18 protein-coding genes and 1 pseudogene are annotated in these 16,850 nt (G+C 51.3%); 10 read left to right on the top strand and 9 right to left on the bottom strand.

Features of this window, described 5'->3' with window-relative positions:
- Positions 1 to 43: 43 nt before the first annotated feature.
- The 3 genes from GW591_RS17710 to GW591_RS17700 form a co-directional block, all read right to left on the bottom strand.
- On the bottom strand, positions 44 to 520 hold the full coding sequence (locus GW591_RS17710; RefSeq protein WP_014416566.1) for a DUF2778 domain-containing protein: 477 nt from the start codon (positions 518 to 520) through the stop codon (positions 44 to 46).
- On the bottom strand, positions 517 to 999 hold the full coding sequence (locus GW591_RS17705) for an Hcp family type VI secretion system effector (protein WP_013577896.1): 483 nt from the start codon (positions 997 to 999) through the stop codon (positions 517 to 519). The genes GW591_RS17710 and GW591_RS17705 overlap by 4 nt, the downstream gene beginning before the upstream one ends.
- A 207-nt stretch (positions 1,000 to 1,206) precedes the next feature.
- Positions 1,207 to 1,626, bottom strand: a complete 420-nt coding sequence (locus GW591_RS17700; protein WP_013577895.1) for a MarR family winged helix-turn-helix transcriptional regulator — start codon at positions 1,624 to 1,626, stop codon at positions 1,207 to 1,209.
- 51 nt (positions 1,627 to 1,677) lie between these two features.
- Here GW591_RS17700 and GW591_RS24155 point away from each other — a divergent pair.
- The 5 genes and pseudogenes from GW591_RS24155 to msrA form a co-directional block, all read left to right on the top strand.
- Positions 1,678 to 1,775: pseudogene (locus GW591_RS24155) on the top strand (hypothetical protein); the annotation flags it as partial.
- Positions 1,776 to 2,501: 726 nt separating this feature from the next.
- Positions 2,502 to 3,881 (top strand): glycoside-pentoside-hexuronide (GPH):cation symporter, encoded by a 1,380-nt coding sequence (locus tag GW591_RS17695; RefSeq protein WP_014416564.1) that lies wholly within the window; start codon positions 2,502 to 2,504, stop codon positions 3,879 to 3,881.
- Entirely contained in the window at positions 3,878 to 5,917 is a 2,040-nt protein-coding gene (locus GW591_RS17690) for a glycoside hydrolase family 31 protein (protein ID WP_166861154.1), read from the top strand. Before GW591_RS17695 ends, GW591_RS17690 begins: the two co-directional genes overlap by 4 nt.
- A gap of 248 nt (positions 5,918 to 6,165) precedes the next feature.
- Positions 6,166 to 6,672, top strand: coding sequence for a peptide-methionine (R)-S-oxide reductase MsrB (gene msrB / locus GW591_RS17685; protein ID WP_013577892.1), 507 nt, complete (start codon positions 6,166 to 6,168; stop codon positions 6,670 to 6,672).
- Between the two features lie 18 nt (positions 6,673 to 6,690).
- Positions 6,691 to 7,419 (top strand): peptide-methionine (S)-S-oxide reductase MsrA, encoded by a 729-nt coding sequence (gene msrA / locus GW591_RS17680; protein WP_013577891.1) that lies wholly within the window; start codon positions 6,691 to 6,693, stop codon positions 7,417 to 7,419.
- Between the two features lie 92 nt (positions 7,420 to 7,511).
- Here msrA and GW591_RS17675 read toward each other — a convergent pair whose 3' ends face one another.
- The 3 genes from GW591_RS17675 to GW591_RS17665 all read right to left on the bottom strand — a co-directional run bounded on the left by GW591_RS17675 (position 7,512) and on the right by GW591_RS17665 (position 9,548).
- On the bottom strand, positions 7,512 to 8,078 hold the full coding sequence (locus GW591_RS17675) for a YfaZ family outer membrane protein (RefSeq protein WP_013577890.1): 567 nt from the start codon (positions 8,076 to 8,078) through the stop codon (positions 7,512 to 7,514).
- Positions 8,079 to 8,277: 199 nt separating this feature from the next.
- Entirely contained in the window at positions 8,278 to 8,769 is a 492-nt protein-coding gene (locus tag GW591_RS17670) for a FidL-like protein (protein ID WP_166861152.1), read from the bottom strand.
- Positions 8,766 to 9,548, bottom strand: a complete 783-nt coding sequence (locus GW591_RS17665) for a winged helix-turn-helix domain-containing protein (protein WP_112197584.1) — start codon at positions 9,546 to 9,548, stop codon at positions 8,766 to 8,768. The genes GW591_RS17670 and GW591_RS17665 overlap by 4 nt, the downstream gene beginning before the upstream one ends.
- A 275-nt stretch (positions 9,549 to 9,823) precedes the next feature.
- Between GW591_RS17665 and GW591_RS17660 the strand changes: the two genes are divergently transcribed.
- Complete coding sequence (locus GW591_RS17660; protein ID WP_119262403.1) at positions 9,824 to 10,954, top strand: HD-GYP domain-containing protein; 1,131 nt, start codon at positions 9,824 to 9,826, stop codon at positions 10,952 to 10,954.
- 69 nt (positions 10,955 to 11,023) lie between these two features.
- Positions 11,024 to 11,584, top strand: coding sequence for a YceI family protein (locus GW591_RS17655; protein ID WP_013577886.1), 561 nt, complete (start codon positions 11,024 to 11,026; stop codon positions 11,582 to 11,584).
- Positions 11,585 to 11,769: 185 nt separating this feature from the next.
- Here the strand turns inward: GW591_RS17655 and GW591_RS17650 are convergent, their stop codons facing one another.
- Complete coding sequence (locus GW591_RS17650) at positions 11,770 to 12,801, bottom strand: methionine synthase (RefSeq protein ID WP_037033118.1); 1,032 nt, start codon at positions 12,799 to 12,801, stop codon at positions 11,770 to 11,772.
- A 31-nt stretch (positions 12,802 to 12,832) separates the two neighbouring features.
- Entirely contained in the window at positions 12,833 to 13,816 is a 984-nt protein-coding gene (locus GW591_RS17645; RefSeq protein WP_112151513.1) for a DUF1852 domain-containing protein, read from the bottom strand.
- Positions 13,817 to 14,080: 264 nt separating this feature from the next.
- On the opposite strand from GW591_RS17645, the gene GW591_RS17640 reads away from it, so the two are divergent.
- Genes GW591_RS17640 through GW591_RS17630 form a run of 3 tightly spaced genes read left to right on the top strand, consistent with a single transcriptional unit; the run spans position 14,081 to position 15,508 of the window.
- On the top strand, positions 14,081 to 14,416 hold the full coding sequence (locus GW591_RS17640) for an antibiotic biosynthesis monooxygenase family protein (protein ID WP_013577883.1): 336 nt from the start codon (positions 14,081 to 14,083) through the stop codon (positions 14,414 to 14,416).
- Complete coding sequence (locus GW591_RS17635; RefSeq protein WP_013577882.1) at positions 14,409 to 14,801, top strand: amino acid-binding protein; 393 nt, start codon at positions 14,409 to 14,411, stop codon at positions 14,799 to 14,801. Before GW591_RS17640 ends, GW591_RS17635 begins: the two co-directional genes overlap by 8 nt.
- Entirely contained in the window at positions 14,798 to 15,508 is a 711-nt protein-coding gene (locus GW591_RS17630; protein ID WP_014416555.1) for an ArsR/SmtB family transcription factor, read from the top strand. Before GW591_RS17635 ends, GW591_RS17630 begins: the two co-directional genes overlap by 4 nt.
- Before the next feature lie 47 nt (positions 15,509 to 15,555).
- On the opposite strand, the gene GW591_RS17625 is transcribed toward GW591_RS17630, so the two are convergent.
- Positions 15,556 to 16,761, bottom strand: a complete 1,206-nt coding sequence (locus GW591_RS17625; protein WP_014416554.1) for an MFS transporter — start codon at positions 16,759 to 16,761, stop codon at positions 15,556 to 15,558.
- Positions 16,762 to 16,850: the final 89 nt, after the last annotated feature.

Raw genomic sequence — 16,850 nt, 5'->3', positions numbered from 1 at the left:
GCCGAGCCAGCCATCCAGATCAGAATATATTGGTATGGTTTCATTAGTACACCTGCACTGTGCCAAACGCTTTCATTGTTGGGCTAACCATCGTGGTTGGTGTCTTGAGTAATGCTTCTCGAAGGATATCGAAGTGTGACTTACTGGTAAATGTTATGCAGCCGTTACTTGTCCCCTGATATCCAGCCGGATGTAATCTGAAATTTCCACGTTCGACATCCTCAATGAAAGTCGTGTCATCAATCAAGCTATCATCGCGAAATAATGCAAACCACGCTGCATGATCTGAACCGCTGACAATTGACTTAAGCCAATCACGCTGCTTGTACATTAAACCCCCCACAGGGCGGGATACGATGTAGTACCTGCCTGGTGGTAGTGGTCCTATGTTTTTGACCGCTGTCTGTTCAGGATCGTTGCGCTGTGCGGGATTGCCTGAGTATGCAGGGAAAAAACCAATTCCCGGGCAACTTAGCGTTGATATACCCGCTCCGTTTAACCGAAACATGCACTTGATCATCTGTCATTCCACGCATCTGAAAAAATGATATTCCCATCGCAATGTTTCCACGTGATCCGCTCGTAACGCAGTGAAATTGACTCAAGATGGTTATGTTTATCAGTGGCAGGGTTTTTGCAATCATGCATTAGCGGGCAAACAGAAACGACCTTTACATTTTCCATCAGCATATTGAAATATTCAGCTTCCTGACCAGCATCGTTGATCCTGTACCACCTTATCTCCGCAGATTTTAAGGTTTGGCCTTTTGCGACGGCCTTGTAAAGGTAGGGCGAAGAGCTATCGAATTCTTTTTCAAAAGTCAGCGCGGAATGTACACGAGTACCGGTGATCTTGCCTGTGTTGTTGTCAGTAGGTAAAAACAAGCCGTGCCCAAATCCTTGAACCTCGATACTCCCCTCACGCCCATTCACATCGACAGATCCTTTGATGTCAGCGCCGCCGTCATCTTTAAGCCATAGGTAAGCGGGTATTGCCATTTTGATAAGTCCCTTTTGAAATTGAGGGTATAAGTTATGCCCATCAATCGCCGAAAACAATTAGCGAATATCGTAATAAGTTGATTTTCAGAGGTTTATTATCAGTGAGCGTTCACCTGGGGCAAGGCGCTGAATACAGATTAATGACTGGAATTATGGAACGAAGTGGGCCTTCACCTCATCAAGCCGCAAGGCTTTACGGCAAAGTTATACTGAATCCTCTGTCATAGACTTCAGCAGGCGGACTAAATGCTGTTGATCGTCTGGAGAAAGTCTTGCCAGAAATTCAGTATCTACCTGCTGACCGACGGGCTGGGTTTTCGCGAGAACCGTTTTCCCCTCCGCCGTCAGCGTAATAAAACGCCGGCGTTTATCTGCCGGATCGGCTTCACGGACCAGCAACCCGCGCGTTTCAAGGCGCGCCAGCATTTCCGCCAGTGTCGCTTTGCTGCTGACGGCGACATCCGTGAGCAGCACCTGCTCAATGCCGGGATTTTCAGCGACAGAGCGCAACACCGCATATTGCGGTTTGGTCAGTTCCGGGATGCACTGCTGCCATCTCGCGGTGTGTTGCTGGAAAACCTTGCGCATTAAGTGAAAGGCTTCCTGTCTCAATTCTGTGCTCATCATCACTTCCCGAATTTCTTATTGGTCTGCCTCTATCTTAGCAATCTCTGAAGCGCGAACGCCACCGGCCGTATCGGCGAAGGCGCCCCGCGCTGTATTTCGATAATGTGGAAGGATTTACTGATGCGCGCATTGCGCTCAATACCCTTTAAAGTCAAAACCGTGGGTTGCCACCCACACTGGCCTCAAGGGGCGCCTATCGCCGCACCCCTTGAGAATCCCGGGCTCTTTCACTGCGCGCTACCGCTGGACACTATGTTTCAGAAAGCCATGTGATAGCCGCAAAATCCCGCCGCTGCGCGGTGCCCTCCCATCGGGTTACAACCCGCGTATAAAGACACGCGGTTTTCCACCTCTCGTCCGGCGTGATTTTGGAACCGGCCTCCGGATTCTACTGCGCAACCTTACTGCTTGTGGTTTTAAAAAAGCTAAAGGCGATTCAGAAATCTTGCTGAACGGAGCGGCCCGGAGACCAAAGGCTCCGGGACCGAGAGAAGGCACCGCGCAGCGGCAAGATTTCCAGCCTGTCACTGCGGTACCTGAAACATAGCGTCCAGCGGTAGCGCGCAGTTTAAAAAACGCAGGATTCCAAAGGGTTTCGTTTAAAACCTTTTGGGCCAGTGTGGGCGGCTAGCCCACGACCTTGACCTTGAAGCCTGTGTGGGTGGCAACCCACGGTCCTGACTCAAAGGCCAGGTCAAAGGACTGCAAGATCCTTTCCCCTCCTCATGTTACCGGTATCACACAAATCAAAAATCATAAGAAATTTATAACATCTCGTAATTGTGACTCGCTTTTAACCATTCTATAACAAGTCCTCGGGCCACGGACGGACTGACTTTTTTGTGTTTAACCTACAAAAGGCAGGACGAAAAATGACTGCGAAGTTATCCGTAAAAGAAAAAGTGAGTTACGGTCTGGGGGATATGGCGAGCCATATTGGTCTGGATAATGTGATTATATTTTTGACGTTTTATTACACCGATGTTGTGGGATTACCGGCAGTCTTTGTCGGGACAATGTTTCTTGTTGCACGCGTCGCTGATGCGATTGTGGATCCGGCGATGGGGCTGATCGCTGACCGGACACAAACCCGGTTTGGTAAATTCCGGCCTTATATTCTCTGGCTGGCGTTACCTTTCGGGGCAAGCTGTTTACTGGTTTACGCGGTGCCGGAATCTCTGACGCTGGGCGGTAAAATGGTGTACGCCAGCGTCACTTATTGCGTGATGATGCTGATGTACACCGCCATTAACATTCCCTATTGCTCGATGGGCGCGATCATTACGCCGGATAATACCCAGCGTATTTCCCTGCAATCCTATCGGTTCTTCCTCGCTACGCTCGGCGGCGCGATGTCCACATTCCTGATGATGCCGCTGGCGGAAATGATGGGCGGTGGCAATAAACTCGACGGCTATTTTGGCGCGATGGCGATCATGGCGTCGATTGCCGTGGTGATGTTCCTGCTGTGTTTTCTCAATACGAAAGAACGTATCAGCGCGCCGCCGACACATGAGAATTTTCTCTCCGATTTACGTGACTTAGTGCGTAACGATCAGTGGCGGGTGGTGGCAGCGCTGATCTTCTTCAACATCTCCTTCGGCGTGGTGCGTCTCGGCGCAATGATGTATTACGTCACTTATTATCTCGGCAATGCCAGCTACTTTATGTGGCTGCTGGCGGCACACATTGTCGGCAAAAGTCTCGGCAGTCTGCTGGTTAAACCGCTGACCCGCAACCGCAGCAAACTCGCGGCCTTCACACTGTGCGCCATTCTGACCGGTGCGCTGAGCGCGGCGATTTTCTTCGTTCCGGCGTGGATTTCCCTGCTGGTGGGCATGACCTTGCTGGTCTCCACCTTCTATCAGGTCACCACCACGCTGATGTGGGTGATGATGTCTGATGTGGTGGATTACGGCGAATACAAACAGGGCAAACGCATGGATGGCACCGTGTTTTCCACCTTGCTGGCGATCCTCAAAATGGGGATGGCGGTGAGCGGGGCGGTGGTCGGCTGGACACTGGGCATGAGCGGTTACGTGCCGCATGCCGCACAGCAGAATACTGTCGCGATGCTGTCGATTATCGCGCTGTTCTCGCTGGTGCCGGGCGTGCTGTCAATGTTCAGCGCGCTGTCGATGCGCTGGTACAAGCTTAATGACGCCACCATGAAACAAATCAATCAGTCAAAAATTTCCCGGGAACATGAGCCTGAACCTCAGGCCACCTTGCATACACAGGAGTCCGCATGAGCGAATTAATCGCCGAAAAGAACCGTATCCTCTGGCATTTTGATCAGCAAACGCTGGTGATTGAACCCTGGGGCGAGAACAGCCTGCGCGTGCGCGCCACCTGCCGTCCTGAACTCAATGATTCGTTGTGGGCGCTGCTGCCCGCGGACACTCAGCCACAAGCAGACATCAGTCATAGCACAGAAACCCTGACGCTGCGCAACGGTAACATCACCGCGACGGTGAATATCAAAGGGCAACTGGCGTTTTATAACCTGCGTGGTGAACTGATCCTCGAAGAGTACTGGCGTCAGCGTTCGACTGTGGGCATTGGCGCAACGGAAAAGAGTCAGGATAAATACATCAGTGCACTGAAGATGGATGCCCGCGAATTTAAAGCCATTCCCGGTGGCAAGCATCAATTAACCGTGCGTTTTGAATCGCGTCCGGACGAGAAAATTTATGGCATGGGGCAGTACCAGCAGAGCTGTCTGGATCTGAAAGGCTGCACGCTGGAACTGGCGCAGCGTAACTCGCAGGCCAGCGTGCCGTTTATGCTTTCAAGCCTGGGTTACGGCATGTTGTGGAACAATCCGGCGATTGGCGAAGCGACATTCGGCAAAAACATTACCCGCTGGGAAGCGCAGGTCACGGAGCAGATGGATTACTGGATCACCGCCGGAGACACGCCCGCTGACATCCTGCATCAGTATGGCCGCGCGACCGGCACTGCGCCGCAAATGCCGGAATACGCGACCGGTTTCTGGCAGTGCAAACTGCGCTACCGTACGCAGCAGGAAGTGCTGGAGGTGGCGCGTGAATACAGGCGGCGCAATTTGCCGGTTTCGGTGATTGTCATCGACTTCTTCCACTGGCCGAATCAGGGCACCTGGTGTTTTGACCCCGTGGACTGGCCGGATCCGAAAGCCATGGTCGCGGAGCTTAAATCGCTGGGCATCGAAACTATGGTGTCGGTCTGGCCGACGGTAGACAGCCGCACCGACAATTATAAGGAAATGAAATCCAAAGGTTATCTGGTCAATACCGATCGCGGTGTGTCGGTGAATCTGGATTTTCTCGGCAACTGTACCTTCTTTGATGCCACACATCCCGGCGCGCGTCAGTTTGTCTGGGATAAGGTGAAGCAGAACTATTACGATCTGGGCATCCGCACCTTCTGGCTGGATGAAGCCGAGCCGGAATACCGCGCTTATGATTTTGATAACTATCGTTATCACCTCGGGCCGGTGCTGGAAGTGGGCAACATCTATCCGCAAAAATTCGCGCAAGGTTTTTACGACGGTTTACAGCAGGAAGGTGAGCACGAGATCGTGAATCTGGTGCGTTGCGCCTGGGCAGGCAGCCAGCGTTACGGCGTGCTGGCGTGGTCGGGCGACATCCATTCTTCCTTCCACGCGCTGCGTAATCAGATTGCCGCCGGTCTGAATATGGGGCTGGCGGGCATTCCCTGGTGGACGACGGATATCGGCGGTTTCCAGGGGGGGAATGTGAATGATCCGGCGTTTCATGAGTTGCTGATCCGCTGGTTCCAGTGGGGCGTATTCTGTCCGGTGATGCGTTTACATGGCTACCGCGAACCGCAAATCCAGCCGTCAGAACCGTGGCGTGACGGCATTGCGCAATGCAACAGCGGCGCACCCAATGAAGTCTGGAGTTACGGCGAAGAGAATTACCAGCTGATGAAAAGCGGGTTATTCCTGCGCGAAAAACTGCGCCCTTACATCAGCCGCGTGATGCAGGAAGCGCATGAAAATGGCGATCCGGCGATGCGCACTATGTTCTATCAGTATCCGGGTCAGGCTGAAAGCTGGCAGGTGGAAGATCAGTACATGCTTGGCGCAGACATTCTGGTCGCGCCGGTGTTGTATGCCGGTCAGCGCGAGCGGGAAGTGTGGTTACCGGCGGGGGAGATTTGGGTGGGGCTGAATGGGGAACGGTATCAGGGAGGAGAGGTTATAGTGGCTTCCGCGCCACTGGACGGGATACCGGTGTTTGTGCGGGAGGGGGCAGACGTGAAAGGAGAACTTGGTATTTGACCTGCTCCTCCCCCTGCGAAGGGGGAGGCGGGGAGGCGGGGAGGGGGTTTAGCAGACAACCCCCATCTTCGTATACACTCTGACCTTAGTTTTTGACCTTAATACCCCACCCCAACCCTCCCCTTCGCAGGGGAGGGAGTTAAAACAATCCCCCCATTTATCACAAAACCGTTAACTCTCCGCGAGGATTCCGTAATCCCTCCCCTTGTAATCTGATGCCATCGACAGCAACCGGATCGGTGGCAAAAATGATTAACAGACGTAATTTCCTGCTGGGCAGTGGCGCGGTATCTGCCGCGGCCATGATGGGGCTGGTCCCGTCACTGTTTTCCCGCAATGCCGGCGCGCAGGTAAAACCTGCGAAATTCGAAATCATGCTGACGGATGCCCAGTGGCATCAGCGCCTCAGCGATGATCAGTACCGTATTTTGCGCGAAGCAGGCACCGAACGTCCTTATTCCAGTCCGTTAAACAACGAACATCGTGCGGGCGAGTTTGCCTGCGCAGGCTGCAACCTTGCTCTTTTCTCTTCAGCGACCAAATTCGACAGCCATACCGGCTGGCCGAGTTTCTGGCAACCTCTTGCCGATGCGGCGCAAACCAGCCGGGACACCTCGCTGGGTATGGTGCGCGATGAAGTGCATTGCCGCCGGTGTGGCGGCCATCTGGGACATGTGTTTGATGACGGTCCGCAGCCGACCGGTCTGCGTTATTGCATGAACGGGCTGGCCATGACGTTCACCCCTCAAGCTTAATCTGTCAGGAAATTGACTATGAAAATTGCATCGAAAAACCGGCGTAACTTTCGCCACTACAGCCTGATCGCCGGGCTGATGCTGGCGTCTGCGTTCGTGTTCGAAAATAATGCCTGGTCATGGGGCGGGGGCGCTGAACCGGCGGTCGTGATCCCGGCACCGGCAAAAGATGAGCCAGCAGGCACTGCACACAGCGAAACCGCGCTGTTTGCCGGTGGCTGTTTCTGGGGGATTCAGGGGGTGTTTCAGCATGTAAAAGGCGTGACCAGCGCGGTGTCCGGTTATGCTGGCGGTGTGGCGCAAACGGCCAGTTACGAGCAGGTCAGTACCGGCGAGACCGGTCATGCGGAATCGGTGAAAGTGACCTTCGACCCGACACAAGTAACGTATGGCGAACTGTTGCACATCTTCTTCTCGGTAGGGCATAACCCGACAGAGTTAAACCGTCAGGGGCCGGATACCGGCAGTCAGTACCGGTCAGCAGTCTTTCCTATGAACGCTGCGCAGGCGGAAGTGGCGAACGCGTACATCGCCCAGCTTAATGCCAGCCACAGTTACAGCGAACCGCTGGTCACCAAAGTTGAAAGCAATGCGCACTTTTATCCGGCTGAGGCTTATCACCAGAACTTTTTAAACGATAACCCGGACTATCCGTATATTGTGGTGAACGATCTGCCGAAGATTAAAGATTTGAAGCAGTATTTCCCGGCGGAATATCGTGAACAGCCGGTACTGGTGAAACAATAACGGATTTATTTTTTCAGCCCTGAAAAATAACAGGAGAGTGCACATTCCGGGTCAATGCAATGTGCACTCTTTGCAGCACATTAAACGTTAAATCAGAAATCCATCTCTGCGCCTAAATACGCACCATCAATAATGCGTTCATTAGGATTTCCCGCAGTGCCGTCAAGGCCAACATAGCGGTAACCGGCTTTTACTTTTAATGGTGCGACCGGGATCCAGCTAAATCCGGCATCGGCTTCGGAATAAGATTTTACACGATTGCTTAATGCATCAGGTGCTGCATAACCCTCTGCATAAAATGCCAGACTGTCGGTGAAGGGGACGGTAATACCGCCGCCGACGGGAAATGCCACGCCTTCATTATCAGAAGTAGAACCCTGCATATAAAGCGCTTTCGCGCCGAGATTAATCATTGCCGGGCCTGCCGGAATATTAAAACCGGTGCTCACGCCACCAATCTGGCGGCCATTTTGAGTATTCTTCGCCCAGTTACCCTCGACATAAAGACCGGATGTCTGACGGCCCATACCGGCGTTCAGTTCAGTGAAATTTGTGCCCGCTTTTGCACCCAGTTCAACAGCCTGAGTCTGGCCAGAGAAAGCCATAAATACCGCAATGGCACTGCCAGCGACAGTCAGTTTGATTGTGTTAGTACGCATTTGTTTACCTATTTTTTAAGTGATCGGCGCTGAGCAGTCTTTGCCACTCTGCCGCCAGACGGATACCCGTCAGTGAGTGGCTATAAAACACTCTTCCGGCCATCGTCATCAATTTATATGTCAGATTGCAACATAAATAGGTTTTTATTCTTAATTTTAATTTTATTAAAGATGAATAACCTGAAGAATGCGGGCGTGTTCAGTACGCGACACAAACAAATTGCGGGGAATAGGTACTGCTTACTACATACGCCTGGTCCCGTATCTTCTTAACACCAATGTTGAGTGAGGCATTATCGCCCGTGTTTTCCAGCCACATCTGGTCGAAATCAGCATCTGGCGTGTTATCCAAAGGTGACGGCGTCACTTTGTCAATGGTGAAATGATAGGTTTTATTATCCACTTTGACACCATGACTGAGATAGACGGTACGCTCAAGATAGGTACTGGCTTTGGCCGACTTTACATAGCCTTCGTACTGAATAATACCTTTGTCTTTATCGTAAAATTGCAGGCTTTCAACAATAGAAAAAACCAGTTGCCCCTGCTCAATATCCATATTCACTTTACCGAAGGCTTTACATTTTAAGGTAGGAATATCTTTGGATGGCCATAAATAAAGAACGGTTGCTGCGATGACGCAAACAGTTGCGACGGTGGCATAGAACCACTTCTTTTTAAACATGATCATGGTTTGATCCACTTATAGTGATAGAAGTTATCACACGAAATAATCTCATTATTATTACCAAGAGTGCATAAGGACAGCAGTGTTCGGGCGTTGTTTTGAGATGAATAGGATAATTCACTGTTATAAATGAGCACGTTGGTTTTGTTGCACGTCAGATTATTGGTTTTTAGTGTGTGACTGACCCGTTCCAGCACCGCAGTTTTGGCATCGTCCGAAATATCTTTAAGGAAAATAATATCGCAGCCGGTGTCGGGCTGTTTTATTTCGGTCATTCCGTTGGTGGCGTCGTCGTATTTCCACGCGCCGAAAGACAGGCTAACCAGAACCAGCAGGCAGAGCAGAATAAAAAGAGCACGCCGTGCAGGTTTAACCGGAGCAGAAACTGAATCGGGTGTTTGCACCCTGAGCGGAGGCGGGGAGGCCGGTGCCTGCCCGGCAGGCGGTGGCGCTTCAAGGCGTTGCACACTGACCGCCGGATTCAGTTTAAAACCGACTTTGGGGAGGGTAATAATGAGTTCGTGGCATTCAAACAGCGCCAGATTGCGGCGGACAATACTGACGTACTGGTTAAGATTATTGCCGGAAGCATGCAGGCCGTGCTTGTCCCAGACTGTTTCCAGCAGATATTCCCGCGTCAGATCACGCCCTTCAGATGAAAGAAATTCTTCCAGCAACCGTGCGGCCGGGAGTGTCAGTTTGATCACGTCCTGGCTGGCAGGATAGTGCAATGTACCATCGTCTGAGTTGAATTCTATTTCGTTATCAATGAGATACTTCATCTGATCCTGACAGTAATAAGTAAAGCCACATCAAACCCGTTCGGATTTACACACCGCTAAGATTAATATTATACAGTCTACATTCCGCGATCAGAATCTGTGAAAGGTATAGGTAAAAACTTCAGCCAGTATAGGGAAAAAAGCCAATTATTATATCTGTTAAAGATACCATTAAGGAATAAAAACCTATATATACCCACTTTGGGCAATTAAATTGTCTGTCATCCCGAAATCCGGTTTCCTTCTCGCATTGTTGAATGAGTGGGAGTGGTTACGTGGACGTTACCTTTACGGATTTTCTTATCGGATTTTCTTCTGCGCTGGACTTGTTAAGCCCTGAAAACGGACATCGTGGTGTGCGGCGTGCTTATATCGTGATGAATATTGCCCGTCAGCGCCAGTTCAGTCTGTTGGCACAAAAGCGGTTGTTCATTGCTGCACTTTTACGTGATATCAGCAGGGGGGCACATGCTCCGCACGATTGCGCCAGCCAACTTGCGGATATCCCGTTACTGGCCGACAGCGCGGGTCTGATCGTCGCAAGAGGCCGGCAGCATTCAGAAAACCGCCTGCTGGATCTGGCCGATAATCTGGATTTACTGGCATTGCATGAATTTCCACGCGGTCATTATCCGGTGCGCGCGGTCGAAACCCTGTGTGATTCCATCGGATCCCGTTACCTGCTCGACGACATGCTGGCGTTACGCGAGCTTGGACTGGAAAAGGAATTCTGGACGGAATTCGCCTCCGCCACGCTTATCAGTACAGCCGCGTCCTTTTCACCCTTTGCTGACCGTGTGTTAAGTGACAAGGAAATGACGCAACTGTCTGCCCTGCTGGCTGTCGTCATTGACCTGCATTGCCGTTCAGCCGCACAACATTCTGTTGTGGTGGCAGGTATCGCCGCCAGGCTTGCGCAAATGTACGGGTTTTCTAAAAAAGGTGTCGCGCGGATCCGCGTCGCCGGTTTGCTGCATGATTTAGGTAAACTGGTTGTCCCCGCCGCCTTGCTCACCAAAGCGCAGCCTCTGACGGATTTCGAACGCCGCCAGATCCATATACACCCGCAGTTCACCTGGAAAATTCTTTCGCGGATTGCCGGCATGCAGGACATCGCCCGGATGGCCAGCTTTCATCATGAACGGCCGGACGGCAAGGGATATCCCTTCCATCTGCGCGGTGCACAGCTCGATCTCGGGCCGCGCATTATTTCGGTCGCCGACTGCTATGCCGCGCTGCGTGAAGCCCGTTGTTACAAACCGGCATATTCGCCGGAAAAAAGCCTCATCATAATGCAGGAGACCGCAGCGCGCGGTGGGCTCGACCCTGAAGTGGTGGAAGCGCTCCGTTCGGATTTGATGGGGGCGGGGCAGGATATGCTCAGTGCATCACTGCTTTTGCCTTAATACTGATTTCAACCGAATAGAAACAACAGCTGAAACGTTTACTCAGAGTCAACCTCTGGAGAACCCCTCATGCTGCGAGTGTTTTTATTTATTTTATCAATGAGTTATGCATCTTTGTCTTTCTCCGGCACCCCGGAGCATTATGTTATCAACGCAGATCGCACAACCATTACGTTGTCGTGGGTCATGCTCAGCACACATCCCTCGCAGGCGAATTTATCGCAGGTATCCGGCGATGCTTTTTTAGATCATCAGCAAAACATGCAGAATCATATAGATGTCAGAATTCCGGTTTCCTCGCTGGAGGCTTCGAACCTGCTGCTGACGCATCAGTTAAAGAGCAGTATGTTCTTTGATGAAAACCGTTATCCCTGGGTCACGTTCACCAGTCAAAAAGTCACGCAGTCGGGAAATGGGCAATTTAAGATTTTTGGCATGCTGACTATCAAAAATATCCAAAGACCGGTTGTGCTGGATGCTGTTATGAATGACGCCAGCGCGAAGTCCCTGATTCTGCACGCACACACGGCGATTTCCCGCTCTGCTTTCGCGATGGACAGTCTGCTGTCGTTGGTCGGTGACACGATTAACATCGATATTGATATTGCCGCGCAGCCTTATAAGGCATAACGCGGCTACGCGATTTATCGGAATAGTTTCGTCCGTGACAGGGGTAAAAAAGCGCACGGGCAAAACAACAAACAGGCGTAAAACGGGGCTGCTTACACCTCAGGCGGGTTTCCGGATAGTTGGCGATCGAAATGATCGCGCAACCCAGACAAAATTCTTTTTAAGTGATCGGCTATTTGGCGACGTTATTTAGCCAGCAGTTCTTTGCGGACAATTTCTGCGCCTGCACTTAATGCATCCAGCTTGCCTCTGGCGACGCTACGGGGTAAAGGAATCATGCCGCAGTTGGTGCAAGGATAGAGTTTATCGGCGTCTACAAACTGCAGCGCTTTACGCAGCGTTGCGGCGACTTCTTCCGGGGTTTCAATGGTATTGGTCGCCACGTCTATGGCACCCACCATCACCTTTTTACCGCGGATAAGCTCCATCAGTTCCATCGGAACATGCGAGTGATGACATTCCAGTGAAATGATATCGATATTAGATTTTTGCAGTTTGGGGAAAATCTCTTCGTATTGTCTCCACTCTGTGCCCAGCGTTTTTTTCCAGTCGGTATTGGCTTTGATGCCATAGCCGTAGCAAATGTGCACAGCCGTTTCACATTTCAGCCCTTCGATGGCTCTTTCTAACGTGGCAATGCCCCAGTCATTCACTTCATCAAAGAACACGTTAAAGGCCGGTTCGTCAAACTGGATGATATCGACGCCAGCAGCCTCTAATTCTTTGGCTTCTTCATTGAGAATTTTGGCAAATTCCCAGGCGAGTTTCTCGCGACTTTTATAGTGGTTGTCATAAAGCGTATCGATCATCGTCATCGGCCCCGGAAGAGCCCATTTGATCGGTTGTGTGGTTTGCTGGCGCAAAAACTTCGCATCTTCAACAAAAACGGCCTTTTTGCGACTCACCGGGCCAACAACTGTCGGCACACTCGCTTCATAGCGATTACGGATCTTAACCGTCTCACGTTTCTCGAAATCAACGCCCTCGAGATGCTCAATAAAGGTTGTGACAAAATGCTGACGCGTTTGCTCGCCGTCACTGACAATATCGATACCAGCCTGCTGTTGATCTTCCAGACACAAACGCAGGGCATCTTTTTTGCCGTCAATTAATTCCTGATCTTGCAATTTCCACGGGGACCAGAGCACCTCAGGTTGTGCCAGCCACGAAGGTTTAGGCAAACTGCCCGCAGTCGATGTCGGTAATAATTTTTTCATACACAGGTGACCTTATATTTTTTATGGTTAATCAGAGAGCGGAATGGGCAGACCATTGTTCAAGAACAGTTTGGTAAGGTTTGATGAAGCATTCTTCAGTAAACTTCCCCTGCTCAATAGCCAGATGGCTACGTTCTTCCCGGTCATAAACAATACGGGTTAAAGAATAATCCTGGTAATTCAGGCTGGGTTGATATTGCAATCCTGCCGCAGAATTAGCATTGTAAATCTCAGGGCGATAAATCTTCTGAAAAGTCTCCATCGTGCTGATGGTGCTGATAAGCTCAAGATTAGTGTAATCACTGAGCAAATCGCCAGAAAAATAAAATGCCAGAGGCGCAACGCTGTTTTCAGGCATAAAATACCGCGCCCGTAATCCCATTTTTGCGAAATATTCATCAGTCAGGGAGAGTTCATCCTGCTGATATTCAACGCCTAATACAGGGTGTTTATTTCCCGTGCGATAGTAAGTGTTTTTACTTGAAACACTCAGGCAGATAACCGGTGTTTTAGTAAAATTATCTTTGTAAGTCTCTGATTTTAAAAATTGTTTGAATATATTCCCATGTAATTCGCCAAAATTATCCGGCAGGCTAAATTCAGGTTGATCCTTATTATGCTCTGGCAGTAAAACGCTAAAGTCATAATCACGCACATAGGAGGAAAAGTTATTTCCTAAAATGCCTGCAATGCGTTGGTGGGTTTTTTTATCAACGATAGTTGTTTTCAGTATTTCAATCACCGGGAAGCTGTCGGCCTTGCCTTCAGCATCAATATTCAACTGAGCAGTAATAATATCGAGTTCGACACAATACCGGTCTTTATTAGGATTATCCCAGTTCGCCAGGGAATTGAAGCGATTATCGATCATCACTAAGGTGTTGCGCAGGTTTTCCTGGCGTTTTTCACCCCTTGCCAGATTGGCAAAATTGGTGGTAATACGCGTATTTTCCGAGGGGTTATAATTCTCGTCGAAACGGATGCTTTTAAGGGTAAATGTCAGTTTTTTATTCATTGTTATCAGGTGTCCCGGCTGCTGAAAAATCTACGTTATTTCAGTCGTTTTCGTATTTTTAAGAGTGAATCGCGATGACTCTTTTATGCCTGAGTCATTGAGTGAAAAAAAGTGATTTAAATTCACTGAACATGAGACAAATTCATGATCATGCCTCCCCGGATGCCGTTCCTGCCCGCAGGGAACAGACACACTTCGGTGTTGACCGAAGCATCTGATTTTTGCCGGTAATAAGCTGAACGAAATTCATGAGGGAGCAGAACGATGATCGCAGTACTTTTTGAGGCAGATGCAGTACCCGAAGCGCGTGAGCGGTACCTTGAACTGGCGGCAGAACTGAAACCATTGTTATCGGACACGCCGGGATTTATTTCCATTGAGAGATTCCAGAGCCTGACCACGCCCGGAAAAATCCTTTCATTATCATGGTGGGAAGATGAAGAGTCGGTGGCAGGGTGGAAACAGAATCTGATGCATCTGGCCGCGCAGAAAGAGGGTAAACAGTCGATTTTTTCATTCTACAGAATACGCGTTGCCCGTGTATTTCGTGACTATTCTTCCGACAAGTCTTCCGGTAAAGGAGCGCATCAGCATGTATGACATTCACGTGATCCTCGACCATTCACCCGGTTCGCTGGCCTCCCTTGGCCGTATTCTGGGCATGAACGGTGTGGGGCTGGAGGGCGGCGGCGTATTTTCCACGGCAGAAGCGGGGCATGCGCATTTCCTGATAGAAGACGGTGAAAAAGCCCGTCAGGTTCTGACTGATGCTGGCTTTGACGTGAGAAAGCTGTCACGCCCGCTGATAAGAAAACTACCCCAGAAACAGCCGGGCGAGCTGGGCGAAATCGCCCAGACACTCGCCCGGAATGGCATTAACATTCTGGTACAGTACAGCGACCACGATAACCGGCTTATTCTGCTGACGGATGACGATATCCGGGCGGCTGAAGTCACTCAACAATGGGCGATACCTTCTGCATGAATTTTCTTCAAACCGAATACGACAGTGAGCCGGATGAGTCTCTTGAAAAATCCATGTCACTGGTGGCTTCAGCAATATCTGACCCGTCAAGGGTCAGTATTTTGTGTGCCCTGATGGACGGACGCGCGTGGACCGCGACTGAACTCAGTGCGGTGGCGGGCATCGCCGCCTCCACAACCAGCGGTCATCTTACCCGGCTGCTCAGCAACGGGCTGGTGATTTGCCTGACGCAGGGGCGCCACCGGTATTACAGCCTGGCTGGCCACCATATCGCCGGATTGCTGGAAAACCTGATGGGGGTTTCCATGCATAACCACAAAACTTTTGCGTCGCGGACGCCGGTCGTTCTGCGTTATGCACGAACTTGTTATGACCATCTGGCCGGAGAGCTGGCGGTAAAAATCTACGATTTTCTGCTGCAGGAAAACTGGCTTGAAGCGGACGGTTACGCGCTGACTCCGGCCGGGAAAGCCCATTTTCAACGACTGGGCGCGGTGCTCAATCCGCGCCCGCGCCGCAAGGCTTGCTGTCCTTGCCTTGACTGGAGCGAAAGACGCTTCCATCTCGGAGGCGATGCGGGGCAGGCATTAATGACGCTTTTTCTGCAAAAAGCGTGGATATCCCGCACGCAGGGTTATCGTGAAGTGAGCGTCACCGACAGCGGCAGAATTGCCCTGAGCCGCCTGTTCGGTTTGAATCTGGCCTGATTCTGCAGGCTATGTTTACGCTTGCTTCGCCCCGCGTGACCGACGACTTAGCTTGTCTCCATACAAGACTGTGTTGAAAGTAACGGGGCATATCGCCACCAGATCAGCAGCCCCGTCAGGGCGATAACGCTCAGAACGCTGAACGCCGTAGCGAACGAATAATGCCCTGCAATCATACCCGTCAGGGCCGGGCTCATGGCCGCGCCGACGCCCTGCATCAGCATCACCACGCTTTGGCCCGCGTTGACATGACCGTTTCCGCGCAGCAGCACCACAATAAAGCTCGGCACTACCACGCCCAGTACGCCAGCCGCGAAACCATCAAGTATTTGCACCGGCACCATCATTAAAGGGGCGGCAGAACTCGCCGCCAGCGCTGCCCGGACGGGCATGATCAGTAGCGCCAGCATAATCAGGCGCCAGTAGCCGACTCTGTCGATGCGCGCGGCGGTCCAGATTGCTACCGGGATCATCACCATCTGAGAAATAATCACGGTTGCGGCAGCGTACAGGCCGGGATTGACGGAGCCGGGCGCTGCCGCGATTCTCATGCTGAGCATCGGCAACAGCGCCGCATTGGCCAGATGAAACAGCAACAGTGTCAGACCGGTGATCAGCAGCGGTTTATTTTGGGCCAGCACCGAGAAATCGGGGACCTGAGCGGATGCGCCAGACTCCAGCCCTCGCGCGGCATCATCGTCTATATCGCTGCGGCGGATGCCCGTCAGTGCGATGAGCGTTAATAACATCGTGCAGGTCATGAGAATGAAAATACCGCCGATGCCCCAGTACCAGGCGATCCCTCCGGCAATCAGCGCGGTGATAAAATTCCCGGCATGGTTAAACGCCTCATTTTTACCCATCTGCCCGCTAAAGCCTTTTTGCCCGGTCAGACCCAGCGTGATCCCGGTGATCAGCGGACCGACAAACGCAGCACATATTCCGCTCACGATCTGCGAAAACGCCACCACGCTGTTTGCCTGACTTAGCCAGAGCAGCAGCGTTGTGCCGGTAATCAGCACGCAGAGCAGCGCCAGAATCAGCCGCTTGTTTTTCGATGCGTCAGTCATGAAGCCCGCAGGGAGCGTTGCCAGCAACCCTGCCACGCCGCCAGCGGTCATCAGCAAGCCGATATCATCGGGCTGCCAGTGGCGTTGTGTCAGAAAGATCCCCAGAAAGGGCCCAAGCCCGTCACGAACATCCGCAATAAAAAAACTGGTTAAACACAGTGCCTGCAATGAACGAATCGACATTTTTTTACCCTTCAGCGTTATTAACCAGCTTTATACGCGATGAAGTATAAACAGGATTTTTCTATCAGGGATGACAGGAATGTTAAAAC

It is taken from the genome of Rahnella aceris (genome assembly GCF_011684115.1).
GTDB classification, from domain to species: Bacteria; Pseudomonadota; Gammaproteobacteria; order Enterobacterales; family Enterobacteriaceae; genus Rahnella; species Rahnella aceris.
Note: the sequence above shows the minus strand (reverse complement) of the source record. Positions and strands in the feature narration are given on the sequence as shown.

Bases quoted from the DNA above. Each gene is read 5' to 3' on its own strand.
- GW591_RS17710 (WP_014416566.1), bottom strand. From the start codon at position 520: ATGATCAAGTGCATGTTTCGGTTAAACGGAGCGGGTATATCAACGCTA.
- GW591_RS17705 (WP_013577896.1), bottom strand. From the start codon at position 999: ATGGCAATACCCGCTTACCTATGGCTTAAAGATGACGGCGGCGCTGAC.
- GW591_RS17700 (WP_013577895.1), bottom strand. From the start codon at position 1,626: ATGAGCACAGAATTGAGACAGGAAGCCTTTCACTTAATGCGCAAGGTT.
- GW591_RS17695 (WP_014416564.1), top strand. From the start codon at position 2,502: ATGACTGCGAAGTTATCCGTAAAAGAAAAAGTGAGTTACGGTCTGGGG.
- GW591_RS17690 (WP_166861154.1), top strand. From the start codon at position 3,878: ATGAGCGAATTAATCGCCGAAAAGAACCGTATCCTCTGGCATTTTGAT.
- msrB (WP_013577892.1), top strand. From the start codon at position 6,166: ATGATTAACAGACGTAATTTCCTGCTGGGCAGTGGCGCGGTATCTGCC.
- msrA (WP_013577891.1), top strand. From the start codon at position 6,691: ATGAAAATTGCATCGAAAAACCGGCGTAACTTTCGCCACTACAGCCTG.
- GW591_RS17675 (WP_013577890.1), bottom strand. From the start codon at position 8,078: ATGCGTACTAACACAATCAAACTGACTGTCGCTGGCAGTGCCATTGCG.
- GW591_RS17670 (WP_166861152.1), bottom strand. From the start codon at position 8,769: ATGATCATGTTTAAAAAGAAGTGGTTCTATGCCACCGTCGCAACTGTT.
- GW591_RS17665 (WP_112197584.1), bottom strand. From the start codon at position 9,548: ATGAAGTATCTCATTGATAACGAAATAGAATTCAACTCAGACGATGGT.
- GW591_RS17655 (WP_013577886.1), top strand. From the start codon at position 11,024: ATGCTGCGAGTGTTTTTATTTATTTTATCAATGAGTTATGCATCTTTG.
- GW591_RS17650 (WP_037033118.1), bottom strand. From the start codon at position 12,801: ATGAAAAAATTATTACCGACATCGACTGCGGGCAGTTTGCCTAAACCT.
- GW591_RS17645 (WP_112151513.1), bottom strand. From the start codon at position 13,816: ATGAATAAAAAACTGACATTTACCCTTAAAAGCATCCGTTTCGACGAG.
- GW591_RS17640 (WP_013577883.1), top strand. From the start codon at position 14,081: ATGATCGCAGTACTTTTTGAGGCAGATGCAGTACCCGAAGCGCGTGAG.
- GW591_RS17635 (WP_013577882.1), top strand. From the start codon at position 14,409: ATGTATGACATTCACGTGATCCTCGACCATTCACCCGGTTCGCTGGCC.
- GW591_RS17630 (WP_014416555.1), top strand. From the start codon at position 14,798: ATGAATTTTCTTCAAACCGAATACGACAGTGAGCCGGATGAGTCTCTT.
- GW591_RS17625 (WP_014416554.1), bottom strand. From the start codon at position 16,761: ATGTCGATTCGTTCATTGCAGGCACTGTGTTTAACCAGTTTTTTTATT.